Consider the following 26020-nt stretch of genomic DNA (forward strand, 5'->3'; position numbering starts at 1 on the left):
ATATTGGTTTTTGGGGAAATCCCCTTCGTCATTATGACCTGAAGAAGGGGATGGGCGGGAAGGATTTATTGTGAAACTACTCACAACTCATAAATCTTCCAGATAGTGGTAGAGACTCTTTAGAATCGCAAAGTTCCGTTCGTTACTCTGGTTCTGCTCTGCCAGCGCTTCGAGACGGGGCACGTAGTCCGGCAGACGACGGCTGAAGTAGTCGCTGCAGTGCAGGCGCCAGCGTTTCTGCTCTGTTTCGCTCAAGGTGTGTGGCCAGTTGCGGGCGCGGTAGCGGAATAGCATCTCCGGCAGCCGGGCGTCGGTAAAGGCGAACTCCCTCTCACCCAGCAGATCCGCGGGGGTGGCACGCACCAGATCCATGGTGGACTTGTCGCCATGGCCAAAGAATCCGGCGTAGAGCTGGGTATCGGGGTCGCTCTCATTGCTGCCGGCGAACTCCTGATTGAACACTTCCACCAGTTTTTCCCGCACCTCGGGGTGGGCGCGCAGCAGATCCAGGCTCTTGCGGCACTGCTCCCGATTGATGCCGAGCTCGTCGGCGCGCTCCGCCGTCAGGGTGGCGGCCGGTGCCAGCACCGGGCACTTGTTGATGTGCACAAGTTTCACCGGAATGCTTGCCAGATCCCCCAGCTCCTCTTTCTTGGTGTAGAGGCGCTCGCGGATCTCCTCGCTGGAGAGTTCAATGAGCGGGGTGGGGTCACGGGTCAGATCCACCATGATCACCGCGTTCTGGTTGGTGGGGTGCCAGGCGAGTGGCGAGACCCAGCTTGCACAACCCTGCCAGGGGGAGAACATGCCGGAGACGTGCACCAGCGGCTTCATGGTCACCACGTCAATCAGCGCCTTCACTTTATTCTTGTTGCGAAGGTCAAAGAGATAACCAAACAGCTTGGGTTGGGCCTTTTTCACCAGCTTGGCCATCTCGATGGTGGCCAGTACGTCCGAGAGTGCGTCGTGGGCATTGGCGTGAGTCACGCCGTTGGCGACCGTCAGCTTTTCAAGTCTGAAACTCGGTTTCCCCTCATCGTCAAACGCCCACTCGATCCCCTCTGGTCGCAGGGCATAGCAGGCCCGCAGCATGTCGAGAATATCCCACCGAGAGTTGCCATTCTGCCAGCTGTAGGTATAGGGGTCATAGAAGTTGCGATAGAGGGTGTAGCGGGTCACTTCATCATCGAAGCGGATGCTGTTGTAGCCAAGCACACAGGTATTCGGCGTGGCGAATTGCTCGTGGATCTGGCGAATGAAATCCGCCTCGCACAGCCCATCCTTCATCGCTTTTTGTGGCGTGATACCGGTAATCAGGCACGCCTCCGGATCTGGCAGGTAATCAGCCGGCGGCTTGCAGTAGATGACCAGCGGTTCGCCAATGAGGTTGAAATCTGCATCAGTACGGATACCGGCAAACTGCGATGGCCTGTCCTTGGCGGGGCTGATGCCGAAGGTCTCGTAGTCGTGGAAGTAGTAAGTGGGCTGGGTGGTCTGCTTCGCTGATGTGCTCATGTGTTCTTGTGTGTTCGCGCTTCTGATTGATTTTTCAGGGTTTAGTGCCGTTCTGGTGAGGTGAAAATTCCGAAGACACTTTCATCGTTCACCCAAACCTGACGTTGTTCAATGGCCTGCTGGTACATTATCTGGTACAAAATACCCCATGAGAGTGGTACAAAATTTTAATGGGGTAGCAATGGCGTTATCAGATAGCTGGCTTCGAGGGCTGAATGGTAAACCATATGCTGGCCCGAGCGAAGTGAGCGACGGTGATGGGTTGAGTGTCCGGGTCTCACCGAAGGGGTAGTTGCGTTCCAAGTTCGGCATGTGGTCGACGGGAAGCGGGTTCGGACCTCTCTTGGTCGGTACCCGATTCTGACCTTGCGAGAGGCCCGGATAAAGGCCGATAAGCTCAAAAGCGGTGTTGCGCGGATCAGTGCCTCGGGCGACGAGCCTACGCCTGCAGCCTTGTTTGATGAGTGGTTCGAGAAGTACGTGATGCGGGAGTGCCGAGAAGGCACCCAGAAATACTATCTCTATACCTTCTCGTCAGTGAAGAACCGCTTGCCTGACCGGCCAATCAACCAGATCACCATGGACATGTGGTTGAGCTATTTCGATACCATAAGTGAGCGGGCACCAGGGGTAACCCGGGCTGTGATCACGGCATTGAAGGCGTGCTTCAACTGGCAGGCTCGCTGCGGCACGATCTACATGCCCAACATGATGAGTCTGCGGGCCAGGGATGTTGGCGCTCCCGCTAAGACCGGTCACCGGGTGTTGACGGTGCCAGAGGTTGCGAAGATCTGGCGGGCCATCGAGGCCAGTCGGACTGGCACCGGCAACAAGGTGATTCATCTGCTCTGCCTGGTCTATGGGTGCAGGCTTTCCGAGGCCAGAACGCTCAGGCGTCAGGACCTGGATTACGAGTCTATGGTCTGGACCGTGCCGGCGGAGATCAGCAAGACCGGCAGGCCTATCCGCCGCCCCATCACATCGGTGGGCAAGCAATTGTTCGAACGAGCCGCCATGGCGTCGGTGGACCCGGTCTATCTGTTCCCCGGTCAGGGGGAGGGGAATGGTCCGCTAGAGATCCACTCATGTAATCGGTTGGTGAGCCGCTTGCGCAGCAGCCTGGGGATCCCCCATTGGCGGATTCATGATGCTCGTCGAACGCTGTCGACCAGGCTATCGGAATTGGGGGTGTCGCCCCATATCACCGAAGTGATGCTGGGGCACACCCTGACTGGCGTGATGGCTGTTTACAACAAACATGACTGGCTTGAGGATCAAGCGGCTGCCTATGAGCGCTGGTGGACAGTGATCCAGCGGGAGCTAGGCGTTGCCACTGATCCGGTTGTGGCTGTCAATCCAGGCCATGATGTGTGACTTTATCCAGCGCAGTGGCTGGTGGTCGATGGGTTTGGGAAAGGTGGTATCCCTCATGCGCAAGTGTGTACAGATCTAGTTATCACCTGACACCGGCCTCAAGCCGGTGTCTTGTTTACGCTACTTTAGAGCGCACTTCCTTCGGTATCAATTTCAGACCCTTCTTGAACATGCTGTAGGGCGTCAGTCCCTCCATCATCCTGCCCTGATGCGGCCGCTGGGTGTTGTAGTGCGCCAGGTAGCTACCCAGGTCTGTCTGCATCTGCTCTATCGACTCATACCAGGTCGTCCTCCCCTTGATACGGAAGTGTTCATCCAGCAGTGTGCGATGCAGCCGTTCGATAAAGCCGTTGCTCTGCGGCCTGCGTACCTTGGTTGTCCGGTGCTCAATCCCCTCCAGTTGCAGGAACAGCTCGTAGGGATGATGGTCTGGGCGCCCACAGAACTCGCGCCCGTTATCCGACAGAATGGTATAGACCCGTGCCTCGTGGGCCTCGGAAAACGGCAGTACCGTTTCATTGAGCACATAGACCGAGGTCACCGGCAGCTTGCTGATGTAGAGCCGTCCCCAGGCGTGGCGGCTGTAGCAGTCCAGCACGGTTTGCTGATACACCTGCCAACCCCTTGGATCGCGCCGACGAAGAAGGTGTCGACAGCCACCAGTTCTCCGGTGTAGTGGACCTCAATCTGACGTTCTCGAAACTCTGGGCTGAGACGCTCGAACAGGCGAATTTACTCGTCATTGAGCTCAATGGTCAGCTCCCGGTGTGTTTTCTCAAGGCGCAGCAAGCGGTCGTGTTTGGAGAGCAAGTCGTGCCGTTGCCACACGCCACGCACACCGCCCGCACTGACGTTGATGCCTTGCAGAGCCAGTTCTTGTGCGACCCGCTGCGGGCCATGAGTTAGTCTGGTGAGGGAGTAATCGAGGATGGCCTGTTCAATCTCGGGCGCAACCCGGTTGGGATGAGCCCCTTTACAGCCGGGCAATTTGTCGAGCAATCCCTCGGCGCCATAGGTCTGGTAATTACGGCGAATTTCGTAGAACTGCTGACGGCTGTAGCCGATGAGCTTGCAGGCTTTGCTGACATTATTGAGCTCTTTGGCAAGCTCTAGCAGGCTGAGTTTACGACGTGCTACTTTCTCGTTGGTGGTAATATGGTGACTCAAGATAACACGGTAGGGGTACCGTTTTGTTATCCGGTTTGAAGCCGTATGACCACTCCCTTTTGTGGGCAACTGTCAGGTGAATACCATTTCCATACAGCATAACCTCTCGCCTGTTTTTCATATCTGAAACCTCTTCAGCCATCCGAAGCACCGCGCGACTGCATTTAGCTGCAATAACGAGCTTTGTTTAACACCAGTGTGCGGAACCTTATGGTGTCGCGACTGCTCGCACATGCTGTGCGATGACCGCTTTTATCCTTCTACGCCGGTTGGGTGTATCCCGGCAATCCCATCGAGCAGCAGGTCTTGTTCGCGTGAAAGAGGCCCGGTTGAGCGGTAGTAGGGATACAAGGGCTCTATAAGCCTCTTTGCACTGCTTTTTGAAAAACCGTGATGAGGTAAACCATGGGATTAATGACTAGATTTATCAGTAGCAAGGAGTAAAACGACACCCTTGCATAATCACAAAAAAGCACTGGACAGGGATCATGAACAGAGCGCAGGAAGCCGGTTCGTGCTCGCTTCAGGTGGATCTCAGACAGGTCGTTTATGCCTTGTCTGCGTCACTGGATCTGGTAGGAATTGGCGATGTGGCCCATGGTAAACGGGTCGGGATCATGGCGGCCGAGTGTGGTCGGGTATTGGGGCTGGATACAGCTGAATGTTGTTTGTTGTTTGAGCTCGGCGTGCTGCACGATATTGGTGTCTCCTCGACCATCACCCATCACCATCTGGTTAGTGAGTTCGATTGGGAGTCCTCCCAGCGTCACTGCGAGGTAGGATATCAGCTGCTCAAGGATTTCCGCTTGCTGGCCCCGTTGGCACTGCCTATCCGTTATCATCATACCCACTGGCATCTCTTGCGCGAGATGGCCGATGTGGACCCCCGGGTTGCTCGTCAGGCCAACCTTATCTTTCTGGTGGATCGTTGCGATGCGCTGGCTGCCCCATTCTATGGCGATGGCTCATTGTTAATGCATACACACGAGATCCGTGCACGCCTGCAGGATTGCCGTGACGAGTTCTTTGCCACCGATCTGTTGGATGGTTTTCTCCAAGCCTCCCGCTCGGAGGCGTTCTGGTTGCAACTGGAGGCGCGAGCCATCAATGATTACATGCACGAGATGCTGAGGCAGCGGGAGTCCTGCATCACCGATAATGGTGAGCTAAAAGCGTTGGCCAGGATCTTCTCGGGTATCGTTGATGCCAAAAGTCCATTCACTATGACACACTCCCTCGGAGTGAGCCGTCTTTCGCGTGCCCTGGCTGAGCGGCTGGGGGTTAGTAGTGTCCATTGTGACATGCTCGAAATTGCAGGGCTGTTGCATGATCTCGGCAAGTTGAGGGTTCCTGATGAAATATTGGACAAACCTGCCGGCTTGACGCCGGAGGAGCGGGCAATCATCAATACCCACAGTTTCGAAACCTACCAGATCCTGCGTCATATCGAAGGGTTTGAGGAGATAGCCTGCTGGGCGGCCTATCACCATGAGGAGCCTGACGGGGAGGGCTATCCGTTCCATCTGCCGGCATCCGCCATGGCGCTCGAAGCGCGCATCCTGCGGGTAGCCGATATTTTCCAGGCCATGGTGCAGGACAGACCTTATCGACGTGGGCTGCCTGCTCGTGATGCTCTGGCCTTTATGCAACAACTGGCGGCTCAGGGTCGGGTAGATCCTGTCGTGGTGGCGACGTTAGCGGATCATCTGCCACAGATGATGGCTGCGGCCATGCCGGCCAATGAAAACAGATATGCAATCGGTTGATGGGGGAGGAGAGGCTGACCCATCCGGCAGTGAGCCAGCTATGCTTGGAGCAAGCCGTGCGTGGTGCCGGTACTGACGCGCAAGACGCCAGCCTGATTGGACTATGGATAGGGGAATTGATATGGAATCGCTAAAAGCCAGGGATTATATGCAGAGCAGACCTATTACCTTCACTGCAGACATGATGGTGCAGGCTGCGGTCGAGAAATTTCTGAACAGTCATCAGCTCGGTGGCCCGGTGGTGGATGGGCAGGGCCATCTGATTGGCTGGATCTCCGAGCAGGATTGCATCGCAGTGCTGCTTAAAGAGGCCTATCACTGCGAACAGGTGGCGCAGGTCAAGGATGTGATGCGCAAGGAGGTGTTGTCGGTGGGACCCGATACCAGCATTTTGAGTCTGGCGGAGATGATGATGGGGCAAAAGCCGAAGATCTATCCGGTAGTGGAGGAGGGACGCCTGCTCGGTGTCATCAATCGCCACAACGTCATGCAGGCCATTCACGCCCAGCTCACCACCTGTTTTGTCCATCATTCCCACGGTTAACCCTGTTTTTCTCTCTCCCAAGGCAAGCTTCGGCTTGCCTTGGCTATTTAATATGCTGCCATTTATTCATGTTATGCCATCTTACAATGGTTGTTTTGTCATGTTTGAGGAGCGGCCAATCTCTCTGTCTTCCCATATATAACGCTACGTTAAGGCTTGCACCGCCCCCGCTCGCTCTTTAGGATCGCTCCCAGCTTATCGATATGGCCCCTTTGGGCACCTATTTAAGGAATTCGTACCTTGTCTCTCTCTATCGAGGCGCTGCGCCGCCGTCTCTCTGCCTGCATGAATCTCGACGCCCGCCGCCTCTCCAGCCGTCTGCACGGGGTCAAGAAGCTGCCTGAAGGCAAACAGGCCGCCGTACTGGAGACCATCGCCGCTGATTTGGCCGTCGCCGAAGTGCGTTATCAAACCCGTCTGGCCGGAGTGCCCAAGGTCACTTATCCTGACAACCTGCCAGTGAGCCAGAAGCAGGCGGAGATCGCCAAGGCCATTCAAGAACATCAAGTGGTGATCATTGCAGGGGAAACAGGCTCGGGCAAAACCACCCAGATCCCCAAGATCTGTCTGGCGCTTGGGCGTGGGGTCAAGGGCTTCATCGGCCACACCCAGCCGCGCCGTCTGGCGGCCCGCACTGTGGCGGCCCGTATTGCCGAGGAGATGGAGTCCGAACTCGGTCACTACGTGGGTTACAAGGTGCGCTTTACCGATCAGGTGAGCGAGCAGACCCACATCAAGCTGATGACTGACGGTATTTTGCTGGCGGAGATCCAGAACGACCGGATGCTCACCCAGTACGACACCATCATCATCGATGAGGCCCACGAGCGCAGCCTCAATATCGACTTCATTCTGGGCTATCTCAAGCAACTGCTGCCCAAGCGCCCCGATCTCAAGGTGATCATCACCTCGGCCACCATAGACCCGCAACGTTTCTCCCGCCATTTCAACAAGGCGCCGGTGATCGAGGTCTCCGGTCGCACTTATCCGGTGGAGGTGCGCTACCGTCCGCTATTTGTTGATAAAAAAAGCAGTGACAAGAGCGAAGGTCTTGAAGAGCGCGACGAACTGCAGGGGATCTTCGACGCGGTGGAAGAGCTGGCCCGCGAGGGGCTCGGGGACATTCTTATCTTCATGAACGGCGAGCGGGAGATCCGCGATACCGCCGATGCCTTGCGCAAGCTCAATCTGCGCGACACCGAGGTGCTGCCGCTCTACGCCCGCCTCTCCAACGCCGAGCAGAACAAGGTGTTCCAGCCCCATGCTGGGCGGCGCATCGTGCTTGCCACCAACGTGGCGGAGACCTCGCTGACGGTGCCGGGCATTCGCTACGTCATCGATCCGGGCACAGCCCGCATCAGCCGCTACTCCTGGCGTACCAAGGTGCAGCGCCTGCCCATCGAGCCGGTCTCCCAGGCCAGCGCCAACCAGCGTAAAGGGCGTTGCGGTCGGGTGGCGGACGGCATCTGTATCCGCCTCTACTCGGAGGAGGATTTTAACAGCCGCCCTGCCTTCACCGACCCCGAGATCCTGCGCACCAACCTGGCCTCCGTCATCCTGCAGATGCTGGCGCTCGGCCTTGGCAATATGGAGGCTTTCCCCTTCGTCGAGCCACCAGAGTCGCGCCATATCAAGGACGGCCTGACCCTCTTGAAGGAGCTGGAGGCGGTGCGCGAGCTGCCCGCCACCGGCGAGCGCGAAGCCAAGTTGCAGCTGACCGAGACCGGTCGCCAGCTCTCGCGCATCCCCCTTGATCCGCGTTTGGCGAAGATGGTGATCAGCGCGGCGCAGACCGGCTGCTTGAGCGAGGTGATGGTGATCACTGCGGCCCTCAGCATTCAGGATCCCCGCGAGCGGCCCATGGAGAAGAAGCAGGCCGCCGACGAACAGCACAGGCGCTTTGAGGACAAGGATTCCGACTTCCTCGCCTTCGTCAATCTGTGGAACTACCTGAAAGAGCAGCAGGATGCCCTTGGCAGCAACCCGTTCCGCCGCATGTGCCAGAAGGAGTTTCTCTCCTACCTGCGGGTGCGCGAATGGCAGGATATCCATTTCCAGCTGCGTCAGACGGTGAAAGAGCTTGGTTTTAAAGCCAACCATGAACCGGCAGATTTCAAGACGGTGCATTGCGCGCTGTTGACCGGCCTTTTGAGTCATATCGGCAACAAGGATTTGGAAAAGCCCGAGTTCCTCGGTGCTCGCAATGGCCGTTTCCACCTCTTCCCGGCCTCGGGTCTGTTCAAGAAGCCGCCCAAGTGGGTGATGGCCGCAGAATTGGTGGAAACCTCGCGCCTCTACGCCCGTATCAACGCCAAGATTGAGCCCGAGTGGGTGGAGCCGCTGGCGGGCCATCTCATCAAGTTGCACCACAGCGACCCCCACTGGTCGAAGAAAAATGGCGCCGTGATGGCCAAGGAGAAGGTGACCCTCTATGGTCTGACTCTGGTCAATGAGCGCACCATCAACTTCAGCCGCATCGATCCGGCGCTGTGTCGTGAGCTGTTTATCCGCCGCGCGCTGGTGGAGGGAGATTTCGAGACCCGTCACCGTTTCTTCAGCGATAACCGCAAGCTCTTGGCCGAGGTGGAGGCGCTGGAGCACAAATCCCGTCGGCGCGACATCCTGGTGGATGACGAGGACTTGTTCCGCTTCTACGATGCTCGTTTGCCGGAGGAGGTGATCTCCTCCCGCCACTTCGACAAGTGGTGGAAAGAGGCGCAAAAGCGGGATCCCGAACTGCTCAACTTCGAGAAAGAGATGCTGATGAAGGGGGATGCGGCCCACATCAGCGATCTCGACTACCCCAACTTCTGGCAGCAGGGGCGCCTCAAGCTCAAGTTGACCTATCAGTTCGAGCCGGGGGAGGCGGCGGATGGCGTGACCCTGCATATTCCGCTGCCGCTCCTGAATCAGGTGGAGGTGAAGGGGTTCGAGTGGCTGATCCCCGGGCTGCGCCATGAGCTGTTGGTGGCCCTCATCAAGTCGATGCCCAAGCCGATGCGCAAGAACTTCGTGCCGGCGCCAAACTATGCCGATGCGCTGCTTGCCAGCATCAACCCCGAACAGGGACCGCTGCTGGACGAGATGGAGCGTCAGCTTCGCCGCATGACCGGTGTCACCGTACCTCGCGAATCCTGGGACTGGGCTGCGGTACCCGATCACCTGAAACTCACCTTCCGAGTGGTGGACGACAAGCACAAGAAGGTGGCGGAAGGCAAAGATCTGGAAGCCTTGAAAGAGTCGCTGCGTGGCAAGGTGCAGGAGACCCTGTCGCAAGTGGCGGACGATGACATCGAACAATCCGGTCTCACCCTGTGGAGCTTTGGCGAGCTGCCGCAAGAGTACAGCCAGAAGCGGGGCGGCTTCGAGGTGAAAGCCTATCCGGCGTTGGTAGACGAGAAGGATTCGGTAGCCATCCAGCTGGTGGAGAGCCCGGTGGTGCAACAGCAGCTGATGTGGGCCGGTCAGCGCCGGCTGGTGCTGCTCAACGTGCCATCGCCCATCAAGTATCTGCAGGAGAAGCTGCCCAACAAGGCCAAGCTCGGGCTCTATTTCAACCCGTTTGGCAAGGTGGCGGAGCTGATTGACGACTGCATTGCCTGTGGCTGCGACAAGCTGATCGAGCAGCATGGCGGGCTGGCTTGGGACGAGGCCGGTTTCGAGGCGCTCAAGGAGTATGTTCGCGCCGAGCTCAACGATGCGGTGGTGGAGGTGGCCAAGCAGGTGGAAGCCGTGCTGACGCTCTCCCATGAGATCAAGAAGCGGCTCAAGGGCAAGATGCAGCTCGACACCGCCTTTGCCATGTCAGATATCCAGCAGCAGCTCGGCAACCTTATTCACAAGGGCTTTGTCACCGAGACCGGCTGGCAGCGGCTGCCTGACTTGCTGCGTTACCTGCGGGCCATCGAGCGACGTCTGGAGAAGCTGGCCATCGATTCCAACCGGGATCGGGTCTACATGCTCAAGGTGCACAGTGTGGAGTCGGAGTACAAGGCGCTGCTGGCCAAGATCCCCAAATCCCAGCTGGTGCCCACCGAGGTGGCCAATATCCGCTGGATGATCGAGGAGCTGCGGGTGTCGTTCTTCGCCCAGAATCTGGGCACCCCTTATCCGGTCTCCGATAAACGGGTGCTTAACGCCATCGCTCAGTGCTAAGCTGCTATCTAACTGTTTTAACAGCATGATAGCGCGTGATAAGAAGGGGTTGCCGGTCAGGTAGCCCCTTCAAACCGCAAGTCAGGGAGGCAAGGATGCTGGGGGTCTGGTTGAGTGTGGCGCAGGTGGTGATCAGCGGTTATCAACCCATTGCGGAACAAACCTGGGTGCAGTTGAACCCGGAATATTACCCGCTGGCGCGCACGCCACCAGCGATGTTTGTGGCCTGGCGTGGCAATCAGTTTCCGCCGCTGGCCCAAAAGCAGAAGCATGGTCGCTGGCAGATCCTCTTTCCCGCTCGGCTGGTCCCCCCTTTCGATCTGTTCGAGGGGGAGGCGCAGCTCTCCAAAACCTATCTGGCAAGACTGCGGCGCATCGACGAGATGGCTTACGGGGTCGCCCCCGGCCAGGTCGCTGCAACCGTGCAGCATGGCAGTGTTTCACCTTTTGAGCCATCGCAACCCATAGCGCCCTTTATCGCCGAGTTCAACGTTCCTCGTGCCATGCCGGTTCAGTTGGCGGTCGCCCCCCGCTACGAAGCAGAGCCATTGCTGGCGTTGCTTGGTGCCGCAGTTGGCGAGAGGGGGAGTCGCAGTGATGGTCTGCTGGCGGCCAGCGTGTCATCTGATAGCACCACACTGACACTCTCTGCGCCGGCGGTTGGCGAGGGGCGCTCAGTGTGCCATCGGGTCGCGGCGGGTGAGACGCTGTGGCGCATCGCCAATCAGCTATCCAGCAGGGTGGGGGCAGATACTTACAGCTATCTGCTGGCCTTGGCCGCAGAAAACAGGGCGGGCCTCGGTAACAGTATCCGGGTCAAAACCGGGGAGGGGCTCTACTGTCCTCGCGCCGAGACGCTTGCGCAGTTTGATGCGTTGAGTCCGGCCCAGCGGCAACAGCAATTTGCTCGTCTTGAGCAGGGGCGTTAAAGCGCGGGATGAGCCTTGTATCCGCTATTGGCCCATGGTAGTATTCGCGCTCGTTTTGCGAGGTGCTGACCGGTCGCAGTTTGCACCATACATTCCTTTAAAAGAGATACATACTATGTCTTTCGTATTCCAAGCTGAAGTCCGTTCTGACCTGGGGAAAGGTGCGAGCCGCCGCCTGCGTCAAGCTGACCAAGTTCCTGCCATCGTTTACGGTGCAGGCAAAGAGGCCCAGTCCATCACTGTTGACCACAAGAAATTCATCCTGGCCCAAGAAAAGCCGGAGTTCTATGAGTCCGTACTGACTCTGGTTATCAACGGCGAAGAAGTTAACGTGAAAGTGAAAGCTATCCAGCGTCACCCGGTACGTTACAAGCTGGTTCACCTGGACTTCGTTCGCGTTTAATCACGAACCGTCAGGTAGCAGAAAAGCCACTCTCAGGAGTGGCTTTTTGTTATCTGAAGCATGAGAAGGGGATCTCACGGCCCCCTTCTTTAACGACCCAGTTGCTGCAATGCCTGTTGACAGCGCCGCTCCGCGGCATCCAGCTCCAGCAGCACCATCCTGATATCTTCCATCTGCTGCTGCAGCGTCTCCCGCTTCTCGGTAACCAGCCCGAGCATGGTTTGCAGCTGGGTGCGGCTGCTCTTGTCGGCATCATAAAGATCAAACAACTCCCGGATCTCGGCCAGACTGAAACCGAGCCGCTTACCACGCAGGGTCAACTTGAGACGAACCCGATCCTGCTTGCTGTAGATGCGGGTCTGCCCTTCTCTGGCGGGATTGAGTAACCCTTGATCCTCATAGAAACGGATGCTACGCGTCGTAATATCAAATTCCCGAGCCAGTTCACTGATGCTGTAGCTCCGGGCTTCATCCTTGTTTTTGTTCATATAAACTTCTTGGCGAGCTAAATCCTGCTGGCACCTTACCTAAACGTAAACTGCACTGCAACTCTTGTTCCCATGGCATAGAAAACCTATGTTATGACCATGTAACTAAAAGAGGCGGGCAAATGGATATTGCAATTGTGGCGGCAAAACGTACGCCAATGGGGGCGTTTCAAGGGGCACTGGCAGAGGTGGCGGCCCCGGAGCTGGGGGCCTGTGCCATTGCCGCTGCGTTGGCACAGGGCGGGCTTGTTCCCGAGCAGATCGATGAAGTGTTTATGGGCAATGTGCTCTCGGCAGGTGTGGGACAAGCGCCGGCAAGGCAGGCGATGTTAAAAGCGGGATTGCCAGAGAGTGTGCCTGCTACCACGGTCAACAAGGTGTGTGGCTCCGGCATGAAGGCGGTGATGCTGGCGGCAGATTCCCTTCGTCTGGGCGATAACAAGGTTGTGGTGGCTGGGGGGATGGAGAGCATGAGCAGGGCCCCCTATCTGCTGGATAATGCCCGCAATGGTTTTCGGATGGGCCATCAACAGCTGTTTGATCACCTTTTCCTCGACGGATTGCAGGATGCCTATGATGGCCAGTTGATGGGAATACACGCCCAGCGCAGCGCTGATCATGCCAGTTTGACCCGCAGTGCCATGGATGAGTTTGCCCTTGCGTCGTTGCAGCGTGCCCGCGCTGCGCAGCAAGACGGCGCGTTTGCATCCGAGCTGGCAAGTGTCTATCGCGGTGATCGCTTGTTGCTGGCCGAAGACGAACAACCGGGCAAAGGGAGGCCGGAGAAGATCCCGACCCTGAAGCCTGCATTTGGTAAAGATGGCACCATTACGGCGGCCAATTCGAGCTCCATCTCGGACGGCGCGGCGGCGCTGATATTGATGGATGGTGCCACTGCGCAAGCTTGGCAGGTACCTGTACTGGCGCGGATCGTCGGTTATCAGAGCCATGCGGCATTGCCGGCCGAGTTCACTTCCGCTCCCGTTGGCGCAATATCCAGACTGCTGGCTCGTCTCGACTGGTCAGTGGATGAGGTTGACCTGTTCGAAGTCAACGAAGCCTTTGCCATGGTCACCATGCTGGCCATGAGCGGGTGCGGGATCCCCCATCACAAGGTGAATGTTCATGGTGGCGCCTGCGCATTGGGTCACCCGCTTGGCGCGAGTGGAGCACGTATTCTGGTGACGCTGATCTCGGCATTGAGGTTGCGGAGAGGGAGACGAGGCATTGCGTCTCTTTGTATCGGTGGCGGAGAGGCGACCGCTATTGCGGTAGAGATCCCTTAATCGCCGGTATCCATCGCTTGCAGTTGCTCGTTCACCCAGGTCGTTGCCGCGAGATAAAGGTGGCTTACCTTATCTTCATTCAACCCCAGGCGGGCTGTTCGGGCCGTGACTTTGGGCCAGTTGGCATTCTCGTAGTCTTCACAAAATGCGAGATAGAAACCGAGAGTGCCTTTGCGCTCGAGCAGCGCCAGCCGGATATCCTCGATCAGGGGGATAGTCCCCAGCAGCTTGTCCATCGGCTGCTCCATAAGCACATCCAGTAGCGAAAAGAGACCGGTGATAAACGCTTGCTGAGCCTGCAGGGTCGGCGCATGGGTATGCGCCAGCAACTCGCAGAAACGGGCACGGATCATCGACATCTGGTAGAGCTCGGCACTTTTCCCCTTGCCTGCACTGGTCGCAGCCACCAGTGAAACAAAACGCTTTAGCTGGGTATTGCCCAAGTATATCGCAGCCTGGCGAAACGAGGAGATGGGGTTGGCATGGCCTTTGAGATGATTGACATAGCGCAGCAACTTGAGTGACAGAGAGATATCCTGGCTGAGCAGTTGCTCGATCTTGTTGATATCGGGTTCTGTCTCGTTGACCACATTGAGCAACTGCATGACCACGACCTGGGCGGGCTCCATAGTGGCTTGTTTGACCATCTCGGGGCGGCTGAAGAAAAAGCCCTGAAACAGCTGGATCCCCAGCTTTTTGACTCGTTCGAACTCAGCCTTGTCCTCAACTTTTTCTGCCAGATAGGTGAGTCCCAGCGCCTGATGGCGCTTGATGAACACCCTGATCTGCAACAGGGGCGTGTCACGCAGATCAAACTTGATGATGTGGATAAACGGGAGGAAGCGCTCCCAATCCGGCGACATGGTGAAGTCATCGAGTGCCAGCTGATAGCCCAGTTTGTGCAACTGCTTCACCTTTTCCAGCAGGGCATCATCCGGAGGGGCATCCTCCAGAATTTCGATCACCACCTTTTCGGGTGGCAGGCACTCGGCCAGTCCTTCCAGTAACAGTGAGTGGGGAAAATTGATAAAGCAGGGGCGGCCACCCAACAGCTGATCGATATTCTGTTGCAGAAACTGCTCGACCACCAACCGGGAGGTGGCTTGTTGTGAGGAGATGCTCGGGAAGACATTATTCAGGCTATCGCGAAAGAGCAGCTCATAGGCATGGGTATTGAGGTCTCTGTCGAGGATCGGCTGTCTGGCTACGTAGGAATACATGCCTTGCTCCAGTATGGGTACTGGGTTGATTTTATGGTGTTGCAGAACACTATGCCAGTTTTGACCCTGTTCGGTAAGGCAATAATTGGCATAGTGTTTTTCTGCAGGGAGGGAACTTAGAAGAGATAACTCATTTGGGCGCCAGCCAGCCAGGCATCTCCCTCGGAGGTGCCCTGGAAGGTGGAGGTGCTCTGCGGGTTGCCCGGTTGCAACTCCATTTTTTCAGTAACATCAACCTTCTTGCCATCGATCAGGGTTAACCCCAGATCCATGGTCAGGTTGGGGGTGAACTGATAACCCATCCCCAGGCTGTACCAGATCCGGTCGGCATCAGGAATGGAGATAGTACGGCGATCCGCTGGTACCGGGCTCGCATCGTAAGCAACTCCCGAGCGCAGCTGCCACTGGGGAGTCAGTTGATAGGTCATCCCGATCGCATAGCGCCAGCTATCTTCCCAGTGTTCATCCTTGATATGCATGTTGGGCAGTGTATCCAGATCGGCTTCCAGCTGGACAAATTTGCTCCAGTTGGTCCAGTTCAGGCTGCCATGGATCGCCAGTTTTTCGGTCAGCTGGTGAAATGCAGCAAGCTCTGCCGTTGCGGGTAGCGGAAGAACCAGAGAACCTGTGTCTTTTAGCTCCTTGCCGTTGGGCAGGCCAAGAATGGCATCACCCGAGAGTGTCAAATTGACATCGTGGCGGTATGAGAGCCCAATCCGGGTTTGCTCCGACAACTCCAGCAAGGTGCCGACATTCCAGCCCCATGCCCAGCCATCCCCTTGCAGATGTTTTGCTATCAGATTGCGAGAGGGGAAGGTGCCACCGACTTCGCCCTCGCCCTGAATAGCAGAGATCCCTGCGCCAATTGACCACATCTCATTGATGCGATAGGCAAGAGAGGTTCCCAAATCCATGGTCTTGATATCGGAAACATTGCCAAAGTGGCCGGCACTGTAGTTATCCGGCATCTTGATGCCAAGACCATAGTAAGAGGTGGCCGAGAAGCCGAGGCGCCACTGCTCATTCAGCGGGATGATGAGATAGGCGTTGGGCACCCAGGCCGAGGCCGCGATATCGTGTGCACTCGCATCGGAGGTGACGATGCCGGCTTGCGTCGGCAAACGTGTGTGGCCTTCGATATTGACGTCAGGGCTGACATAGATAGCTCCGCCAGAGAGCGCCATCTGATCGAAGCGGGTCATGGCTGCGGCATTGCGGGAGAGTACACTGGCGTTATCCGCAATGGCGGCTTCACCGGCAAAAGCGCGTCCTAGGCCCGTGGCGGATTGTTCAGCCAGCTGGAACCCGGCGGCATGGGTTTGACCCGCGATCACCAGCAGGGCGATGGCGGACGGTTTGATGATGGAATGCATGGGAAAATCCTTGCTGTTACCCGAGGTTTCAATAGGTCATATGGATGGAGGCAGGATTTTATATGGTATGACCAGTAAGGCAACGCTCATGGTGGTTATCCGGAGAAAACAAGATTTAATGCTGGGATGATGTAGTCTAATAGCTTGATTGAAAAAGAAAAATAAACACGTGTGTGCTACAGCTGTGCGCTGAAACTGTTTTTTCGGATAAAAAAAGAGCGCCTGTCGGCGCTCTTTTCGGTGGCGTTCTAATCAGAACTTCATATTGAACTGGGCAGAGGCCAGGAAGGCATTGCCGTGGGAGGAGCCTTTCCAACGCAGAGGGTCTGAGTGGTTACGCAGACCTTCGTTGACATCAACCTCTTTACCGTCCAGATAGGCCATACCAAAGTCAATGCTCATATCAGTATTGATATGGTAGGTCGCGCCAGCGCTATACCAGACACGGTCAGAATCCGGGATGCTCAGGCTGCGGTATTCGGGCTCGATTGGGCTGTTGTCATAAGCAAAGCCAATACGCGCTTCCCAAGCCGGGTTGATATACCAGGTACCGCCGATTGAGTAACGAGTAGAGTCTTTAAACTTCTCATCCTTTTGCAGACATACGCCGCCAGCGCATTGGCCGCTGGTTGCTTTCAGCTCCTGGAAGGCACTCCAGTCAGTCCAGTTGACAGAGTAGTGAACGGCGAATTGCTGATTCAAACGGTGATAACCGGCAAACTCGGCCTGAGCAGGGAGATCCAGTTTCAGATTGCCATCAACAGTGCGGTTCCCTGAAGTGAGCCCCTGGAAGTCACCATCAAAGCTCATATCGACCTGTGAACGGTAGGTCAGAGCAAAGCGATGGTTCTCATTGACTTCGTACAGAGTGCCAACGTTCCAGCCAAAGCCCCAGGTATCGCCTTTCAGGTGAGCCAAGCGAGTATCTGTTGCCAGCGGGCCACCCTGGCTCGGTGGGTTCAGCGGACCCAGCAGACCAGCATAGCGGTTGAGTTCGGCAGCACCGTAAACGGCGTTGATACCGGCACCCACACTGAAGTGCTCATTGATGCGATAGGCGATGTTCGGGTTGATATTGAGAGTCATCAGTTCAGTATCACCGGCACCGGCACCAGCCGGGAAGGTTTTGGAGTACTCGGTAGATAGCCCGTAATTTGAGAAGAGGCCGATACCCCAAGCCCACTGGTCATTCAGCGGCTGAATAAAATAAGCGGCAGGAACGAATGCTGACGGAGCAATACCTGATTCGCTGGCAGGAACTGTACCCAGAGGCGTAGCAACGCTGCCATTCACATCGACATCCGGCTTGATGTAGGTGCCGGAGACAGAAACCGCCATCTTGTCGAAGGTGGTCATGGCAGCCGGGTTACGGGCCAGCACGGAGGCGTTGTCGGCGATAGCCGCTTCACCGGCATAGGCGCGACCCAGACCGGAGGCCGAGTGCTCGTTCAACTGGAATGCCGCGGCATGGACTTGACCGGTGGCCAGCGCGATGGTGGCGGCAATCAGGCTCTTCTTGAAAATAGTTGTCGTCATGGTGTTCTCTCTTGTAGGCAGATTTTTTTGCCGATATTGGCTGCACGTTCAATGCAAACCTCGACAAAATCCGTTTTTATTTCAGCTTCTTCCCAATCAATTCTGGCGTGATTCTATGGATCTGGTAGGAGGTAAGAAATCAGACCAGTGACAGCAGAATACATAAAAGTGATTGATGTGTTAATCATTTGTTTTAACTTGCTGTTTAATTCATCATTTTCAGGGTCTAAAGGCGGAATATTGACCTGGATTGCCGATCTCCGTCACAAAAATAATTTTGTCAATTTTTCGAAATCTTGAGGCAAATGAGTGACAAAGGGGAGTAAACAGGGAGGGAACAGGCAGCGTCTCGTGACCGCCGCCTGCTATTGAGGATGGCTCTGAGGTTGTTAACCAGCGATGTTAAATGTCCCACTGCAGACGTGACTGCAGGGCGTTGGCAACAGGGGCAAGTGGCTCTTTCATCTCGCCAATCAGTACCATATTGGCGCCTTTGAGCTGGACTATCTCCCCTTTGAGGGTGCCATCATCAAAGGTGTCCTGTTGCAGGGTTAATGGCACATGTTTGGGCACTAAAAAGAGAGTGACTGGCCCCATCTTTCCCTGGATCACCATGTGCAAGGCCGGTCCCTGATAAAACGAGCAGTGATTGACATAGGTCACCTTAAGCCCATCCATCCCGCTTAAGGTGGCGCCATACTTCTCCATCTTGGCATTGATGCTATGCAGATTGACCTGCTCATCGACACCTTCAATAAAGGGTTCTTCACCATAGACATGAGCCATCGCCACCTGTGCGAGGGAGAGGGCCGCAGGAGCCGTTTCTGGCAGCGTGATCCAGCGGGTGCTCATTCCCAGCAGGAAGGCGACCGATGCAGCCAGGGCGATCTGGCGCCAGGATGTCGATGTCCGGATCTTGACCGGTGCCGTGCCAAGGGGGCGGGATGGCGGCATATCATCTGGCGCGTCACTGTCTTGCAGCATGGCTTGCCTGAGCAGGATCCGTTCGGCCAGTCCGGCGGGAACCTCTACCTGCATGGTGCGCTTGAGGCTTCTGTCGAACTGCTTCATCTCGTCGAGATAGTTCCGATTGGCTTGGCTGGCTTCAGCTGTTTTGAGAAAGTCCGGTTGTTGATCGTTGGGCTGGATCATGGCGTTGCGGCGAAATTCGAGTTCATCCATGTCCGTGTCCTCTTGCTTGGTTCTTCTGCTCCATCGCCTCCTTGATCTGGTTGCGGGCGCGAAACAGTCGGGTCATGACGGTGTTTTTGTTGAGGCCGAGCATCTCGGCAATCTCCTCACCACTGAATCCTCCCACGACTTGCAGCAGCAGTGGCTCCTGATACTCCTCGGGCAACCGGGCGATGTGACGGTGCAACCACTCGTTCTCCATTTCCTGTTCGCTGTGCAGCGCATCGTGCTGGGGCTGAGGATGATCGTCGAGATCCACCAGCTCCAGCTGTTTGCGTTCAAAGCGGCGGGCGTTCTCCCGTCTGAGGATTGTGATCAGCCACCCTTTGGCCGCCTTGTCATCCTGCAGGGTGTCGATAGCCTTCCAAGCACGCAGGAAGGTCTCTTGCACCAGATCTTCCGCCACGTTGGGATCCCGGGTCAGCCAGTAGGCATACCGGTAGAGATCGCCATGCAGCGCATGAACCAGTGCTTCAAATTTGGTTTGTTTGTCAGCCATGGGATCAGAGACCGGCGAAGTGTCCGGATCATTTCCACCAATATGCTGCTGAGCACGTTTTTTTTTTAAAAACAGCAGTGCCATAGGGCAATCCTTGTCAGGGGGCGTGGCGGCGGGAGCGGGAACTCCCGTGGGCCAGCAGGTAAATCAGGTACGCAATACCGGCCATTTCATCAGCCCTGAGGGTACGCGCCAGAGCGCGCCACTCGATGGACGGACCAGAAGAGGGCCGTGCAAAACAGGCTCGCTCGAGTGCGGCGAGCGCGTTGCCGAGCCGATTATGCCCAGCGTCGGGCAACTGGCCTAATTGATAATAGGAGACCTGCCAGCGCAAGGTCGCCCACTTGATCAGCGCCTTGCGACTGGCATCCGGCTGGTGTTGGGCAAGGGCACGTTGCAGTTGATAGAAGGCTCGCCAGCGGGGCCAGTGGCGCCATAGTGAACGCAGCATTATGGCCAGCACGACCCACCAAAGGCTCTCTCGCAGTGCCATCTGTGATGTCTGCTGATCAGGTTGCCGATTTGTCGTTGCCTGAAACGTCAGCGTGATGGCACGGAGGCTGGCCTGCTCAATCCGGCCGCTTTGGGTATTAAACCAGGGCAGATCAATGGGGGGAAGCTGATAGTCGCCGCTCTGTTCCGCGACCAGAGTCTGGCGCCACTGTCGCTCAAACAGCAGCTTGCCATCTCGGTAACGCTCCTGCTGTTGCTCTCCATCGGGATGTGCCTGTATGCCGTTTGGCAGTTGATGGGCCATCAGGGGGGCTAGCTGGATCTGGCCGCTGTCACCATTTTCCATGGTCAGGGTGAGGATCCGGATCAGCGGTTCACCCACTTCCCCCGTGGCGGCCGGTTCAAGCCGTTGACTCAGGGTCAGCCGGGTGGCCACCGGCGTGGCGGGTGCCTTGTCGACCCTCACCTCGAGTGGTGCCGCACGGGCCGAGAGTTTTTGCGCTTTTCCCCCTTGCTGCGTGAGCTGCCCCTGCAAGCGGGGCGAGTCGAGGTACCAGAGTCCCGGCGCTTTTGCCTGAACGAGCCAGCTGCGGGTGAGCCGGCCAGGCAGGCCTGCCTGAACGGGGGCGATCCACTCGTCGCTACCGAGGCGACGGATAGTGAAGTTGGCAGAGCTAAGCTCGCTCAGCGCCGGGTGTTGCATACTGGTGGGCAGCCACAGTGTCAGCCGGTAGATCACCGGCTGGCCGGGATAGAGCGGGCCCTGATGATCAAGGTTGGCCTGCATCTCGAGGGGCGAGGGGGCTGCGGGCTGCGGCAGCGCCGCTGTTTTCACCTCTCTCAATGGCAGGGGGAGCGAGGGGGTGAACTCATTTCCGAGCTTGAGCGGGGCAATCACCACCTCGGTATTTGCGGTTGAATTGCTCTGGTGCAGCGGGATCTGCCAGCGAGTCAGTTGTTGTACTGGGGTCGTGACCCGGCTCATGGTCACTCTGCCTACTGCAAACTGGCGCAGTAATGGGGTGATCTCCAGTTCGCTGCTCTGGCGCTCGCCATCCGCTTCGATGATCAGCAGCCAATCGCTGGGGTCAGCCCCCGGCAGCAGCTCTGCCCGAGGGGGCAAAGCCCAGCAAAGTGGACTCGCGAGTGCGAGCAACAGCCCCCATCCTGCCCGCGTCACCAGGGCTCCTCCACCTTGATCAGGTCCCGGCGTAGTGCCTCTTTGCGCAGTCGCTGCTCCAGCAGCAACACCGGGGGAGAGGGGGGCAGGGGCATTGCTGCTGCCTGCTGTTCAGCCGATGGCTTGGGTTGCTTGCTGGTGCTGGTATCGGGAGCGGCGGCCGCACCGCCTTGCAACAGAGAGAGGTTATAGAGCGCATCTTCATGCCCGGGTTCAAGCGCCAGAGCGGCCAGATAGGCCTCTTTGGCGGCCGCAAACTCCCCCAGTTGCAGCAGGGCATTGCCGCGGTTGTAGTGGGCGGTGGCGCTCGTCGCTTCCTGATAGGCTGCGATGGCTTGCCGGTAGGCTCCGGCCCGATACCAGGCGTTGCCGCGCCAGACTGGATCGTTGAAGGTGTGGGCAGCCCGCTGAAAATCCCCCTCTTGATAAGCCTGCATCGCTTGCAGATCTCCCTTCTCTGCGGCTTGCAGGTCTTGTGGCGCCAGCAGCTGTGCTCCCATCATCAGCGCCACCATCAACCGTGCGCCGACTCTGGCCAGCAAGGCGAGCGGTAACAAGGGGAGCAGCAACCAGGGGCCAAGATCCAGTGGCGCCGGGGTGAGGGCTGAGGTCGTGGCGGGGAGAGGGGCAAATCGGGGGACGTTGCTGCCAAGCCACTGCAGCTCACCGCCGAGGCGATTGGCCAGTGCGGCAATGGCCTGACTATCGGGGGCGGGCAACTGCGCGGGCATGCGGGTGGCAAACCCCAACTCATTGGCCGGAATGGCGGGCATCGGGGCCGGTTGACCGCTGCTGGCAAGCAGAATATCGAGGCGTGCCGACTGGGTGTCGCGGCAAAGAAGGCGTTGCTGGCAGGGCCACAGGGCAGCGATTTGGGTCATCTGATTCTGGGTGAGGTCGTCGGTGATCAGCAGCAGACGCGCTTGTTCTCCAGGGGCCAGCTGCTTCATGGCAAGTTCCACCGCCCGTGCCGGATTGCTGCCCTGCAGCGGCATGATATCGGGGCGCAAATCGGGCAGCAGTAACGCGAGGGCCTGATGATCCCGGGTGGGCGGCATGGCGAGGTAGGCATCGCCTGCGTAGAGGATCAGCGCGATGCGCTCGCCCTGAGCACGGCTCAGCAGTTGCTGCAACTGCCACCTGACCCGGGTCGCCCGATCCGGTTTGAGGTCGGTGGCGGTCATCGAGCGTGACAAGTCCAGCAGCCAGATATCGAGCGGCGCTGCAGGCTGCTGTTGCAGCTCGCCGCGCAGTGCCGGTCCGCTCAGAGCCAAAATGACGGGCAGTGTCGCCAACCAAAGCCAGGGGCGTTGAGGGTGGGATGCTGGCAGCAGATAAGCCTGCATCGCAGGTGCGAGCAGCGTGGGCTTGCGACGACGGCGCCACCCTTGCCAGAGCCAGGGGATGAGTGCGATCAGCCACAGGGGGCGGAGCAAGATCAACTCCATCTGCGTGCGCCTCGTGTCAGCCAGCTACGCACCATGCGAAACTCCAGCCTGCCGTGCCCTGACGGCAGAAGCAACAAGCCACAAAGCAGTGCCAACGGCCAGGGGTAGAGCTCGATCACCGGCTGGTACTGGGCAATCGGCATGGGGGCAGGTTCAAGGGCATTGATGGTCACGTTGATGGCATCGAGATCGCTCTGGGTGCGTGCCCGAAAGTAACGCCCTTGGCCTGTCTGTGCCAGCTCTTTCAGGAGCGGCTCGTCCAGTTCGCTGCTGGGATCGGCCTGACCGCTGCCCGCCTCATCGTAGGGTTGAATAAAGGTATCGGGATCGGCCCCGACCCCCAGCGTGTAGATCCGTATTCCCTGCGCTGCGGCGAGTTTTGCCTCCTGCAGCGGGTCGGCATTGCCTGCGGTATTGCGGCCATCAGTGACCAGCAGCAGGGCGGTGGGGCGACCCGGATCTCCATGCTGACGTGCCAGCTGGATGGCTTCGCCAAGGGCGGTGGTTCGGCCGACAAGATCAAAATCGAGCTCGTCGCTCAAGGTCAACAGCGCCGGGATCTCCTGAGTGAGGGGAGAGAGCAGGTAGGCGTGATCGGCAAAGACAATGAGGCCCACCCTGTCTCCGGCCCGTTTGGCGATCAGCGTCTTGATCTGCTGGCGCACCGCCGTTAGCCGTGCTTGCTGCTCGCCGTTATCGAGCATATCAGGGGTGCGCATGCTGTCTGACAGATCCACCGCCAGCAGCAGATCCCGACTCCCTTCATATTGAATAACCGGTTCTCCCCACCACTGGGGGCGGCAGAGGGCGAGGATAAGGGCGCACCAGAGCAGCATGGCGCGCCAGAGCGGTAATCCGGCCTGAGGACGCAGCAGCGCAAACCCGGGGTGAGCCAGATAGCCGCGGCGCAGGGGCGGCAAGCCGAAGCGCACCAGCAAGGGCAGTACCAGCGCCAGCGCAAACCAGGGCCAGGCCAGGATCATGAATGCCTCCGTGCGGTTTTACGCCCCGAGCGGGGAGAGCGTTGCAAGAAGAGGGTCTGACCCCAGCGGCGATAATGTTGCCGCAGTTGTTCGCTCTGCTCGCGAGTCGGGTTCTGGCTGCCATAGAGCCAACTGCTCCAGTGAGACGAAAACTGGCTAAAATTGCTGCCGCCGTGACGATCGACGAAGGCGAGCCACGCCTCTCCCTGCAATTGGCGCGCCTCGGGCCAGCGTTGCAGTGCTTCATGACGCAGGGCCTCCTGTATGCGTGCCACCAGCAGCGCCGGATCTCCCTCCAGCTGATGACACCAGCGGCGGTAACGTATCACTCTCCGGGCAATCAAGACGATCAGCAGCAGCAATAACGCTGTGATCAATAGCCACAGTAGCGCCTGCACTCTGGGATCAAGACTCTGTTCAATCAGATCAGGTCCCGGGTGGATGTCGCGCATCAGGGCGGCCAGCGGCGGAGTGATGGCGTCGGAGGCTGGACTGGCGCTGTCGAGTTCGGCGGGCGAGATCATCCCTGATGACATAGCCCCTCCTGCCACTGCTGTTGCAGCGTCTGGCTGTTATCGAGCAGATAGAGGCGCTGCACCAATGGCAACAGCAACTGCTTGCCGTGGGCCAGCTGCTGCTCGGCGGCATGCCGGTAGCGCTGGGAGAAACAGGCATGGCTCCCATCCAGCCAGCCCTGATAGTGCTGCCCTGGCCGATCGATAGCCACTGGCAGCTGGCCGTCAGGGGGAAGGGCTGCCTCGAGGGGGTCACGGATCTGCCAATAGTGAATATCGTGGCGGCGGGAGAGCAGTTGCAATTGCTGACAGAGCGCCGACTCGCAGGATCTGTGATCGGTGATGATCGTCAGCTTGGCACCGTGAGGCAGCTTCACGCCGGACAAGGTGTCGGCCAGCGAGTGAGAAAGCGCCCGGCGGGCCAGCCCTTGCTGATAGTGATGGCAGAGGGATTCGAGCAGGGGCAGCACGCTGCCGCGCTGGTTCTGGTGATGGGGGATAAGCCCGTGGCAGATTAGGGTGTTGTGCTGCTTCTCCCCTTGCCAGATCAAGGCTGCCGCCAGCTCGCAGGCGAGGCGCGCCTTGAGCTGCAGTGTGGAGCCGAAATACATGGCGGGAGAGAGATCGAGCAGCAGCCAGTGCGCCTGATCCAGCTCCTCGCTATAGAGGCGGGTATAGGGACGACCGAGGCGTGCGGTCACTCGCCAGTCGATATGGCGTACCTCGTCACCAGCCTGATAGGCGCGCAGCTCGCGAAAGGTGAGCCCGGGAGAGCGGCCCGGTCTGCCGCGTTCGCTGCTGCTTCTGCCCGCGTGAGGTGGCTTCCTGGCCTTGGCCCATAGCCGGATACTGAGCAGCCGTGGCAGCGACAGGACGATATCGGGATGCAGACCGGGATCTAGGGGCATGGCACCTGATCCAGCAGTTGGGCGATCAGGATATCGTTATCCAGATTGTCGGCCAGTGCCTGATAGCTGGGTATAAGGCGATGGCGCAGCACAGGATAGGCTTGCAGCTGGATATCTTCCGGCAGCACATAATCTCGTCCGGCAAGCCAGGCTCGGGCGCGGGCGGAGCGAGCCAGCCCCAGCGTAGCCCGAGGGCTGGCCCCCACGGCAATCAATGGCTCAAGGGCAGGGCAAAGACCACTGCCCGGGCGAGTGGCGCAGACCAGCTCCACCAGATAGTGCTCCAGTCTGCTTTGCATGGTCACCGCCAGCACTTCGCTGCGGGCATGCTGCAAGCTGGTCTGACTCAGTGTCACCGGCGCCGCGCCAAGCTGTTCGCCGCTGGCGTTGAGCTGCAAGATGGCGAGCTCCATCGTGGGGCTCGGGTAATCCACCATCAGCTTGAGCAGAAATCGGTCGAGCTGCGCCTCCGGCAGGGGATAGGTTCCCTCCTGCTCGATGGGGTTCTGGGTGGCGGCGACCATAAAGAGAGGCGGCAGTCGCCAGCTCTTTTTGCCTACGGTGATCTGGTGTTCAGCCATGGCTTCCAGCAGCGCTGATTGTACCTTGGCTGGCGCCCGGTTGATCTCGTCTGCCAGCACCAGATGATTGAAGAGGGGGCCTGGCTGGAATACAAAACTGGCATCCTGCGGGTGAAACACCTCGCTGCCGGTGAGATCGGCGGGAAGCAGGTCGGGGGTGAACTGGATACGGGCAAAGCGCCCCTCGACAGCGCCAGCGAGCGCCTTGACGGCGCGGGTTTTGGCCAGCCCGGGAGCCCCTTCGATTAACACATGTCCTTCACATAACAGGGCAATCAGGAGCCCTTCTATTAGCTCCTCCTGCCCCAGGATCTGACTGCCAAGATAGTCCCTAAGTGCTCTGAACTCGGCCGCTGCCATGCGATAAACCCGTTGTTTTTATGGAAGTTGATCTTTTTATACTCCAGTTGCTCCCCAAGGGCGAGCAAAGGGGCCTTGCCGTGCTTAATTTAGTTTCAATCAGCTGTATGAAACTTGTGATTGGATTGTTAAGATGTGGCGCAATG

At 58.1% G+C, this 26020-nt stretch carries 20 protein-coding genes and 2 pseudogenes; 7 read left to right on the forward strand and 15 right to left on the reverse strand.

Going from position 1 to position 26020, the window contains the following annotated elements; all coding sequences use genetic code 11:
* Nucleotides 1-87: 87 nt before the first annotated feature.
* Nucleotides 88-1515 carry an exodeoxyribonuclease I gene (gene sbcB / locus G5229_RS03450; RefSeq protein WP_421208464.1) on the reverse strand — a complete coding sequence of 476 codons (1428 nt, stop codon included), beginning with the start codon at nucleotides 1513-1515 and terminating at the stop codon, nucleotides 88-90.
* Nucleotides 1516-1827: 312 nt separating this feature from the next.
* On the opposite strand from sbcB, the gene G5229_RS03455 reads away from it, so the two are divergent.
* Nucleotides 1828-2889 carry a tyrosine-type recombinase/integrase gene (locus tag G5229_RS03455; RefSeq protein ID WP_421208465.1) on the forward strand — a complete coding sequence of 354 codons (1062 nt, stop codon included), beginning with the start codon at nucleotides 1828-1830 and terminating at the stop codon, nucleotides 2887-2889.
* Between the two features lie 115 nt (nucleotides 2890-3004).
* Here the strand turns inward: G5229_RS03455 and G5229_RS03460 are convergent.
* Nucleotides 3005-4044: pseudogene (locus G5229_RS03460) on the reverse strand (IS481 family transposase).
* A 135-nt stretch (nucleotides 4045-4179) separates the two neighbouring features.
* Nucleotides 4180-4324, reverse strand: a pseudogene (locus G5229_RS03465) (IS5/IS1182 family transposase); the annotation flags it as partial.
* A gap of 220 nt (nucleotides 4325-4544) precedes the next feature.
* Here G5229_RS03465 and G5229_RS03470 point away from each other — a divergent pair.
* The 5 genes from G5229_RS03470 (at nucleotide 4545) to rplY (ending at nucleotide 11853) form a co-directional block, all read left to right on the forward strand.
* Nucleotides 4545-5822, forward strand: a complete 1278-nt coding sequence (locus G5229_RS03470) for an HD domain-containing phosphohydrolase (protein WP_421208466.1) — start codon at nucleotides 4545-4547, stop codon at nucleotides 5820-5822.
* A gap of 121 nt (nucleotides 5823-5943) precedes the next feature.
* Nucleotides 5944-6366, forward strand: a complete 423-nt coding sequence (locus tag G5229_RS03475) for a CBS domain-containing protein (RefSeq protein ID WP_421208468.1) — start codon at nucleotides 5944-5946, stop codon at nucleotides 6364-6366.
* A gap of 240 nt (nucleotides 6367-6606) precedes the next feature.
* Nucleotides 6607-10521 carry an ATP-dependent RNA helicase HrpA gene (gene hrpA / locus G5229_RS03480; protein ID WP_421208470.1) on the forward strand — a complete coding sequence of 1305 codons (3915 nt, stop codon included), beginning with the start codon at nucleotides 6607-6609 and terminating at the stop codon, nucleotides 10519-10521.
* Between the two features lie 95 nt (nucleotides 10522-10616).
* Nucleotides 10617-11450 (forward strand): hypothetical protein, encoded by an 834-nt coding sequence (locus G5229_RS03485; RefSeq protein WP_216953527.1) that lies wholly within the window; start codon nucleotides 10617-10619, stop codon nucleotides 11448-11450.
* Between the two features lie 115 nt (nucleotides 11451-11565).
* Nucleotides 11566-11853, forward strand: coding sequence for a 50S ribosomal protein L25 (rplY, locus tag G5229_RS03490; RefSeq protein ID WP_005345280.1), 288 nt, complete (start codon nucleotides 11566-11568; stop codon nucleotides 11851-11853).
* 89 nt (nucleotides 11854-11942) lie between these two features.
* Here rplY and G5229_RS03495 read toward each other — a convergent pair whose 3' ends face one another.
* Entirely contained in the window at nucleotides 11943-12341 is a 399-nt protein-coding gene (locus G5229_RS03495; RefSeq protein ID WP_216953528.1) for a MerR family transcriptional regulator, read from the reverse strand.
* 122 nt (nucleotides 12342-12463) lie between these two features.
* On the opposite strand from G5229_RS03495, the gene G5229_RS03500 reads away from it, so the two are divergent.
* Entirely contained in the window at nucleotides 12464-13627 is a 1164-nt protein-coding gene (locus G5229_RS03500; RefSeq protein WP_266135048.1) for a thiolase family protein, read from the forward strand.
* On the opposite strand, the gene G5229_RS03505 is transcribed toward G5229_RS03500, so the two are convergent.
* The 11 genes from G5229_RS03505 to G5229_RS03555 form a co-directional block, all read right to left on the reverse strand.
* Nucleotides 13624-14847, reverse strand: coding sequence for an EAL and HDOD domain-containing protein (locus G5229_RS03505; RefSeq protein WP_421204868.1), 1224 nt, complete (start codon nucleotides 14845-14847; stop codon nucleotides 13624-13626). The genes G5229_RS03500 and G5229_RS03505 overlap by 4 nt on opposite strands.
* A 116-nt stretch (nucleotides 14848-14963) precedes the next feature.
* Nucleotides 14964-16220 carry an OmpP1/FadL family transporter gene (locus tag G5229_RS03510; RefSeq protein ID WP_421208471.1) on the reverse strand — a complete coding sequence of 419 codons (1257 nt, stop codon included), beginning with the start codon at nucleotides 16218-16220 and terminating at the stop codon, nucleotides 14964-14966.
* A 252-nt stretch (nucleotides 16221-16472) separates the two neighbouring features.
* On the reverse strand, nucleotides 16473-17756 hold the full coding sequence (locus tag G5229_RS03515) for an outer membrane protein transport protein (RefSeq protein ID WP_227342806.1): 1284 nt from the start codon (nucleotides 17754-17756) through the stop codon (nucleotides 16473-16475).
* 402 nt (nucleotides 17757-18158) lie between these two features.
* On the reverse strand, nucleotides 18159-18938 hold the full coding sequence (locus G5229_RS03520) for a DUF3379 domain-containing protein (protein WP_227342808.1): 780 nt from the start codon (nucleotides 18936-18938) through the stop codon (nucleotides 18159-18161).
* Nucleotides 18931-19530: a sigma-70 family RNA polymerase sigma factor gene (locus G5229_RS03525; protein WP_021230178.1), complete on the reverse strand. Its 600-nt coding sequence runs from the start codon at nucleotides 19528-19530 to the stop codon at nucleotides 18931-18933. Before G5229_RS03525 ends, G5229_RS03520 begins: the two co-directional genes overlap by 8 nt.
* A 13-nt stretch (nucleotides 19531-19543) precedes the next feature.
* On the reverse strand, nucleotides 19544-21055 hold the full coding sequence (locus tag G5229_RS03530; RefSeq protein ID WP_421208528.1) for a hypothetical protein: 1512 nt from the start codon (nucleotides 21053-21055) through the stop codon (nucleotides 19544-19546).
* A gap of 20 nt (nucleotides 21056-21075) precedes the next feature.
* Nucleotides 21076-22527 (reverse strand): VWA domain-containing protein, encoded by a 1452-nt coding sequence (locus tag G5229_RS03535; RefSeq protein WP_421208474.1) that lies wholly within the window; start codon nucleotides 22525-22527, stop codon nucleotides 21076-21078.
* The gene (locus G5229_RS03540) at nucleotides 22518-23510 is read right to left on the reverse strand and encodes a VWA domain-containing protein (protein ID WP_204479202.1); all 993 of its coding nucleotides are present in this window, start codon (nucleotides 23508-23510) and stop codon (nucleotides 22518-22520) included. The genes G5229_RS03535 and G5229_RS03540 overlap by 10 nt, the downstream gene beginning before the upstream one ends.
* Nucleotides 23507-24046, reverse strand: coding sequence for a DUF4381 domain-containing protein (locus G5229_RS03545; protein ID WP_227342814.1), 540 nt, complete (start codon nucleotides 24044-24046; stop codon nucleotides 23507-23509). The genes G5229_RS03540 and G5229_RS03545 overlap by 4 nt, the downstream gene beginning before the upstream one ends.
* A complete protein-coding gene (locus G5229_RS03550) occupies nucleotides 24031-24933 on the reverse strand; it encodes a DUF58 domain-containing protein (RefSeq protein ID WP_421208476.1) in 903 nt (300 codons plus the stop codon). The genes G5229_RS03545 and G5229_RS03550 overlap by 16 nt, the downstream gene beginning before the upstream one ends.
* Entirely contained in the window at nucleotides 24924-25874 is a 951-nt protein-coding gene (locus G5229_RS03555) for an AAA family ATPase (protein WP_201902410.1), read from the reverse strand. The genes G5229_RS03550 and G5229_RS03555 overlap by 10 nt, the downstream gene beginning before the upstream one ends.
* Nucleotides 25875-26020: the final 146 nt, after the last annotated feature.

The sequence above is a fragment of the Aeromonas sp. 602396 genome, assembly GCF_049173735.1.
Taxonomy (GTDB): domain Bacteria; phylum Pseudomonadota; class Gammaproteobacteria; order Enterobacterales; family Aeromonadaceae; genus Aeromonas; species Aeromonas veronii_A.

What these genes read in the sequence shown, in the direction of transcription:
- sbcB (WP_421208464.1), bottom strand. Translation starts at nt 1,515, where the DNA reads ATGAGCACATCAGCGAAGCAGACCACCCAGCCCACTTACTACTTCCAC.
- G5229_RS03470 (WP_421208466.1), top strand. Translation starts at nt 4,545, where the DNA reads ATGAACAGAGCGCAGGAAGCCGGTTCGTGCTCGCTTCAGGTGGATCTC.
- G5229_RS03475 (WP_421208468.1), top strand. Translation starts at nt 5,944, where the DNA reads ATGGAATCGCTAAAAGCCAGGGATTATATGCAGAGCAGACCTATTACC.
- G5229_RS03485 (WP_216953527.1), top strand. Translation starts at nt 10,617, where the DNA reads ATGCTGGGGGTCTGGTTGAGTGTGGCGCAGGTGGTGATCAGCGGTTAT.
- rplY (WP_005345280.1), top strand. Translation starts at nt 11,566, where the DNA reads ATGTCTTTCGTATTCCAAGCTGAAGTCCGTTCTGACCTGGGGAAAGGT.
- G5229_RS03495 (WP_216953528.1), bottom strand. Translation starts at nt 12,341, where the DNA reads ATGAACAAAAACAAGGATGAAGCCCGGAGCTACAGCATCAGTGAACTG.
- G5229_RS03500 (WP_266135048.1), top strand. Translation starts at nt 12,464, where the DNA reads ATGGATATTGCAATTGTGGCGGCAAAACGTACGCCAATGGGGGCGTTT.
- G5229_RS03505 (WP_421204868.1), bottom strand. Translation starts at nt 14,847, where the DNA reads ATGTATTCCTACGTAGCCAGACAGCCGATCCTCGACAGAGACCTCAAT.
- G5229_RS03510 (WP_421208471.1), bottom strand. Translation starts at nt 16,220, where the DNA reads ATGCATTCCATCATCAAACCGTCCGCCATCGCCCTGCTGGTGATCGCG.
- G5229_RS03515 (WP_227342806.1), bottom strand. Translation starts at nt 17,756, where the DNA reads ATGACGACAACTATTTTCAAGAAGAGCCTGATTGCCGCCACCATCGCG.
- G5229_RS03520 (WP_227342808.1), bottom strand. Translation starts at nt 18,938, where the DNA reads ATGGATGAACTCGAATTTCGCCGCAACGCCATGATCCAGCCCAACGAT.
- G5229_RS03525 (WP_021230178.1), bottom strand. Translation starts at nt 19,530, where the DNA reads ATGGCACTGCTGTTTTTAAAAAAAAAACGTGCTCAGCAGCATATTGGT.
- G5229_RS03535 (WP_421208474.1), bottom strand. Translation starts at nt 22,527, where the DNA reads ATGGAGTTGATCTTGCTCCGCCCCCTGTGGCTGATCGCACTCATCCCC.
- G5229_RS03540 (WP_204479202.1), bottom strand. Translation starts at nt 23,510, where the DNA reads ATGATCCTGGCCTGGCCCTGGTTTGCGCTGGCGCTGGTACTGCCCTTG.
- G5229_RS03545 (WP_227342814.1), bottom strand. Translation starts at nt 24,046, where the DNA reads ATGTCATCAGGGATGATCTCGCCCGCCGAACTCGACAGCGCCAGTCCA.
- G5229_RS03550 (WP_421208476.1), bottom strand. Translation starts at nt 24,933, where the DNA reads ATGCCCCTAGATCCCGGTCTGCATCCCGATATCGTCCTGTCGCTGCCA.
- G5229_RS03555 (WP_201902410.1), bottom strand. Translation starts at nt 25,874, where the DNA reads ATGGCAGCGGCCGAGTTCAGAGCACTTAGGGACTATCTTGGCAGTCAG.